The organism is Actinosynnema sp. NPDC023658 (genome assembly GCF_040639995.1).
In the GTDB taxonomy this organism is placed as follows: Bacteria; Actinomycetota; Actinomycetes; order Mycobacteriales; family Pseudonocardiaceae; genus Actinosynnema.
This window is the reverse complement of the sequence record NZ_JBFAAX010000405.1, coordinates 1-5,218: the sequence shown is the minus strand read 5'-3', so window position 1 is coordinate 5,218 and position 5,218 is coordinate 1. Positions and strand designations below refer to the sequence as shown.

The following is a 5,218-nucleotide window of genomic DNA, read 5'->3' as shown; positions in this document are numbered from 1 at the left end:
CACGTCGACTCAACGAGGTGTCGGATGGGTATGAGAAGGCGAATCGCCATGCTGGCCGCGGCGTCGCTCGTCGCCGCGGGCCTGGGGCTGACCGCCCTGTCGCAGGCGCAGGCCGCCGTGGGCCTGCACGTCAGCGGCACCAGGATCGTGGAGGCCAACGGGCAGCCGTTCGTCATGCGCGGGGTCAACCACCCGCACGTCTGGTACACCGGCCGGACGAGTTCGTTCGCGGACGTCAAGGCGTTGGGCGCCAACACCGTGCGCGTGGTGCTGGGCAGCGGCAAGCGGTGGGGGCCGTCGACGGACGTGCCCGCCGTGATCGACCTCTGCAAGCGCAACCGGATGATCTGCGTGCTGGAGGTGCACGACACCACCGGTTACGGCGAGGAGGCCGCCGCCGCCTCGCTCGACGAGGCCGCGAACTACTGGATCAGCCAGAAGAGCGCCCTGGTCGGCCAGGAGGACTACGTCGTCATCAACATCGGCAACGAGCCGATCGGCAACACCAACGCCGCCCAGTGGACCGACGCGACGGTCAACGCGGTCAAGAAGCTGCGCGCCAACGGCTTCCAGCACCTGCTCATGGTCGACGCGCCGAACTGGGGCCAGGACTGGCAGTACGTCATGCGGGACAACGCGCAGAAGGTCCTCGACGCCGACACCCAGCGCAACACCGTGCTGTCGATCCACATGTACTCGGTGTTCAACACCGCCTCCAGCATCACCGACTACCTGAACCGGTTCCAGGCCAACGGCTGGCCGCTGGTGATCGGTGAGTTCGGCTGGCAGTTCGCCTCCGGCGAGGTCGACCACGAGACGATCCTGAAGGAGGCGCAGGCGCGGGGCCTGGGCTACCTGGCGTGGTCGTGGAGCGGCAACTCCGACCCGATCCTGGACATGGCCACCGACTTCGACCCCGCCCGGCTCACCACGTGGGGCCAGCGCATCTTCAACGGCGCCAACGGGATCAAGGCCACCGCCAGGGAAGCGGGCATCTTCGGCAGCGGCACCACGACGACCACCACCACCACCACGACCACTACAACCACCACGACGACAACGACCACGACCACCACGCCTGGTGGTGGACTCGCCTGCACCGCCGCGTACCGGGTCACCGGCCAGTGGCAGGGCGGTTTCCAGGGCGAGGTCAAGGTCACCGCGGGCGACAAGGCGATCAAGGGCTGGACGGTCACCTGGACGTTCACCGACGGGCAGACCGTCACCAACGCCTGGAACGCCACCGTCACCAGCAACGGCTCGGCCGTGACGGCGCGCAACGCGAGCTACAACGGCGTCCTGGCGGCCGGTGCGAGCACCGCCTTCGGGTTCACCGGGTCGTCGCGCACGACGAACACCGCCCCGACGGCCTCGTGCACCGCTTCCTGACCGCAGGACCGCGGACGGCCGACCGCGGCCTGTCCGACGCCTGAGCGGAACCGGGGGTGGTCGGCTGATCGGCCGGCCGCCCCCGGTGAGGCACCTCCCGGGCCTCAGCCCGCGGCTTCCGCCGCACCCACCGGCACGTGCTGCCGCCTGGCCGGCCGGCACAGCACCCGGTCCACCACGTCGGCCAGGACCGCCGTCGGGTCCGCCACCGCGTCCCGCGTCCGCCACGCGACCATCCCGTCCGGCCGCACGAGCACCGCGCCGTCCCGGCCGACGCCGTAGCGGACCGGGAACACGCCCTCCACGTCGTGCAGCCGACCGCCGATCCGGTGGCACGCCAGGTCGAGCCCGACCCGCCCGGCCACCGCGTCCGCCGCTTCCTCCCACCCCGACGCGGCGTGACCGGTGAGCAACCGGAAGCCGCGGCCGAGCAGGTCCACAGTGGACAGCGTCACCCCGTCGCGGCGCAGGACCACGTGCGGCGCCCGGCTGCCCGGCCTGCCCGAGGGTCGCGCCGGGTCCTCCACCACGCACTCGCCCGGGAGGGCGTCGGGCACCCCCGCGTCGGGCTCCCCGACGAAAGCGCCCCGGCCGTAGGCGTAGCCGAACATCATGTTCCGCTGCGCGTCCGGTGCCTCGCCCGCACCGGTCCGGCGACGGCCCTGGCCGACCTCGTAGCGCAGCACGGCCTCCCGGGTGGTCCGCCGCGCCACGGGGAGGCGTTCGTCCTCGTAGGTGTCCAGCAGCGCCTCGCCGGCCACGCCGCGGTGGACCAGGGCGAGCTTCCACGCCAGGTTGAACGCGTCCTGCACGCCCGTGCTCGCGCCGAAGGCCCCGATGGGCGGCATGACGTGCGCCGCGTCGCCCGCCACGAACACCCGTCCGACCCGCGCGGCCCGCGTGACGTGCGCCGAGATCTCCCAGGGAGCGTCGGGCACCCGGATCACCTCGACGGGCACGTCCACACCCAGCGCGGCCCGCACCAGCTCCAGGCACCGCCGCTCGGGGTAGGCCGCGGGGTCCTCGTCGGGACCGATGGCGATCGAGAACCGCCAGTGCCGGTCGCGGTCCAGCGGGATCAGGGTGCCGCGCACGGTCTCGTTGTGCAGGATCGCGGCGATGATCCTGCGCCCGGCCAGCGGACCGGTGAGGTCGGCGCGGAAGTGCACGCTGATCAACCGGGCCAGCGCGCCGGGACCGTCGTGCGGGATGCCGAGCATCGCCCGCACCGGGCTGTGGCAGCCGTCGGCGGCCACCACGTGCCGCGCGCACACCTCGTGGTCCCGGTTGGTCGCGCGGTCGTGCAGCACGGCGACCACCAGGTCGCCGGTGTCGCGCAGCGCCCGCAGCTCGGTGCCGAACCGCAGGTCCACGCCGATGTCCGAGGCGTGGTCGCGCAGGATCGGTTCGAGCTGGTCCTGGTCGATGGCGGCCCACTCGCACGGGGACAGGGCGCCGACGTCCTCGGTGAGCACGGTGGGCACCCGGACGCGCTCGGGCGCGGCGAGAGTCGGCGCGTGCGCGACCACGGTGTGCCCCTCGATCCCCGACCGGACCGACCGGATCGCCGCCTCCAGGCCCACGGCCCGGTAGAGCTCCATCGTGCGGGGGTTGACCACCCGCGCCTTCGGGTCGGCCGACGTGTCCGCGTGGCGCTCCACCAGCGTCACCGGAACCCCCTGCCACGCCAGGAAGATCGCCGCCGACAGGCCGCACAGGCCGCCGCCGACGACGAGGACGGGCGTGGTCGTCTCCGCCATGGTCGAGGGCTCCCATCGGTGCGTTGGCCGGGTGACCCAGCATCGGCCCGCGACCGACCGGCTGCAACGCCGGTGCCGCCATCGGAACGACCGTTCACCCGGTGCGGTCAGGCGCACCGTTGAAACCTCGGGAAGGGGGACGACGGGGCACGCGCGGTGCCGTCACCCGGACGCGGCACGCGCCCCGGACAGGTGACGGGCGCGGTCGACGATCGCCGTCCGTGTCCGCGAGGAGGTGCCGGACTCACCGCATCGGGAGTCCGGCACCTCCTGGGGGGGGCCCGGCGTGCCGGGCCGGGGCGGGCTCACGCGCGCGTCCACTCCTGGTCCTGCCACGCCGGGTCGAGCGGGGTGTGCGCGATGTGGTTGGTGTAGTTCGACAACGTCTTCATGCCCACGCCGAGGATCACGTCCAGCACCTGGCGGCGGGTGTGGCCGGCGGCCAGGAACGCCTCGATCTCCTGCTCCTCCACCCAACCCCGGTCCGTGACCACCAGTTCGGTGAGCCTGCGGACGGCCTCCAGGGAGTCGTCACCGACCGGCTTGTTGGCCCGCAGGGCCTCCACGACCTCCGCGTCCACGCCCATCTTGAGCGCGAGCGTGGAGTGCGCCGCCACGCAGTACTCGCAGCCGTTCAGGACGCTGGTGGTGATCCACACGACGTGCTTGGCCTTGGCGGGCAACGAGGACTTGCCGAACTGCTCGGCCAGCGCGTTGTAGCCCGCCAGCAGCTCCGGGGACTCCGCCATCACGCCGTTGAGGGAGCTGACGAAACCCAGGCGGCCCTTGCCGGCCTCCAGGTGGGGGCGTGCGTCCTCGGGTGCGTTGGTCTCGTCGTGAACGGTGAACTGCACCATGTCAGCGGATCTCCTCGGGTCGGGTCGCCAGCGAGGCGAGGACGGCCGTGACGGTCTCCCCGAGCGCTTCCGGGGTCGCGCCCGCGCGGGAGCGCAGGTTGACCCCGTAGGCGAGCGTGGCGAGCACGTCGGCCGACGTCGCGAGCACGACACCGGGCCGCAGGTCGCCGGCGGCACGCGCGCGTTCCAGCGCCGCGCACATCGCCCCCCGCAACCGGTCGTGGTGTTCGTGCAGGACCGGTCGGACGTCCGGGTCGTCGTTCTCCGCGCCCGCGTGGGCGTTGGTGACCATGCAGCCCCAGCGGGCGTGCGCACCGGAACAACGGGCCTCGATCAACCCGCGGAAGAACTCCGCGATCGCCGGCAGCCCGCGCCCGTCCTCGGCCAGCAGGCGCAGGACCGGGCCGGAACGGCGGTCGGCGTAGCGGCGCAGCGCCGCGACGTACAGCTCCCGCTTGCCGCCGAACGTCGCGTACAGGCTCGACCTGTTGACGCCGGTCGCCGTCACGATGTCCTGCACCCCGGTCGTCGACACGCCCCGCCGCCAGAAGAGCTCCTCCACCGAGTCGAGCACCACCTCGGGGTCGAAGTGCTTCACGTCCGGCATGTCCGCCTCGCTATCTTGGAATGATCGTTCCAACATAGCCGCACGCGTGAACGGCCCGCAACGACCCGCTTCGGTCTCCCGCGCCGCGGCGCTCCGGTGGTGGCCGCGCCCGGACCGGTCAGCGCGGCTCGCCGGCCCGCGCACGGGCGGCCTGGCGGACCAGGTGCCGGTGCTCGGCGACGTCCGCGGCCAGCCGGGCGGCCTGCGCGTACGCCGCGCCGGCGGGCGGCCGGGGTGGAGGAACATCATCGAGTGCACCGCGCCCGCCTCCCGCGCGGCCGAGGCGAGGGTGAGCTGGGGGCCCACCCGGAACACCGCACCCGCCCGCTCCACCCGCCCCGCGTGCCCCGCGGCCGGGCCGAGCACGTGGCCGACCGCGACCGCGCGCCCCAGCACGGCGGCGGGGTCCTGGCGCACCGGGTCGTCGGTGAGCGCGACCAGGTCGTCGTACCAGGCCAGGATCTGCGGCCAGTCGGTCTCCGCGGCGCTCGGCGCGTCGTCGTGCAGGGCGGCGATGGCGGCCTCGACCTGGTAGCGGCCGGGGCGCTCCTCGGCCAGCGCCGACTGCAGGACGCGCACGCCCTCCGCGATCCGGCGCGCGTCCC

4 protein-coding genes and 1 pseudogene are annotated in these 5,218 nt (G+C 73.4%); 1 reads left to right on the top strand and 4 read right to left on the bottom strand.

From position 1 onward, the window contains the following. Window positions 1-30 precede the first annotated feature (30 nt). Window positions 31-1,389 (top strand): cellulase family glycosylhydrolase, encoded by a 1,359-nt coding sequence (locus tag AB0G02_RS27635; protein WP_360799226.1) that lies wholly within the window; start codon window positions 31-33, stop codon window positions 1,387-1,389. 104 nt (window positions 1,390-1,493) lie between these two features. Here AB0G02_RS27635 and AB0G02_RS27630 read toward each other — a convergent pair whose 3' ends face one another. The 4 genes and pseudogenes from AB0G02_RS27630 to AB0G02_RS27615 all read right to left on the bottom strand — a co-directional run. After that, on the bottom strand, window positions 1,494-3,149 hold the full coding sequence (locus AB0G02_RS27630; protein ID WP_360799223.1) for an FAD-dependent monooxygenase: 1,656 nt from the start codon (window positions 3,147-3,149) through the stop codon (window positions 1,494-1,496). Window positions 3,150-3,454: 305 nt separating this feature from the next. Next, window positions 3,455-4,006, bottom strand: coding sequence for a carboxymuconolactone decarboxylase family protein (locus AB0G02_RS27625; RefSeq protein ID WP_360799220.1), 552 nt, complete (start codon window positions 4,004-4,006; stop codon window positions 3,455-3,457). A 1-nt stretch (window position 4,007) separates the two neighbouring features. Further along, window positions 4,008-4,613 (bottom strand): TetR/AcrR family transcriptional regulator, encoded by a 606-nt coding sequence (locus tag AB0G02_RS27620; RefSeq protein ID WP_360799228.1) that lies wholly within the window; start codon window positions 4,611-4,613, stop codon window positions 4,008-4,010. A gap of 339 nt (window positions 4,614-4,952) precedes the next feature. Beyond that, a pseudogene (locus AB0G02_RS27615) lies at window positions 4,953-5,218 on the bottom strand (RNA polymerase subunit sigma-24); the annotation flags it as partial.

Coding starts and splice junctions, on each gene's coding strand:
- AB0G02_RS27635 (WP_360799226.1), top strand. CDS start 31: ATGAGAAGGCGAATCGCCATGCTGGCCGCGGCGTCGCTCGTCGCCGCG.
- AB0G02_RS27630 (WP_360799223.1), bottom strand. CDS start 3,149: ATGGCGGAGACGACCACGCCCGTCCTCGTCGTCGGCGGCGGCCTGTGC.
- AB0G02_RS27625 (WP_360799220.1), bottom strand. CDS start 4,006: ATGGTGCAGTTCACCGTTCACGACGAGACCAACGCACCCGAGGACGCA.
- AB0G02_RS27620 (WP_360799228.1), bottom strand. CDS start 4,613: ATGCCGGACGTGAAGCACTTCGACCCCGAGGTGGTGCTCGACTCGGTG.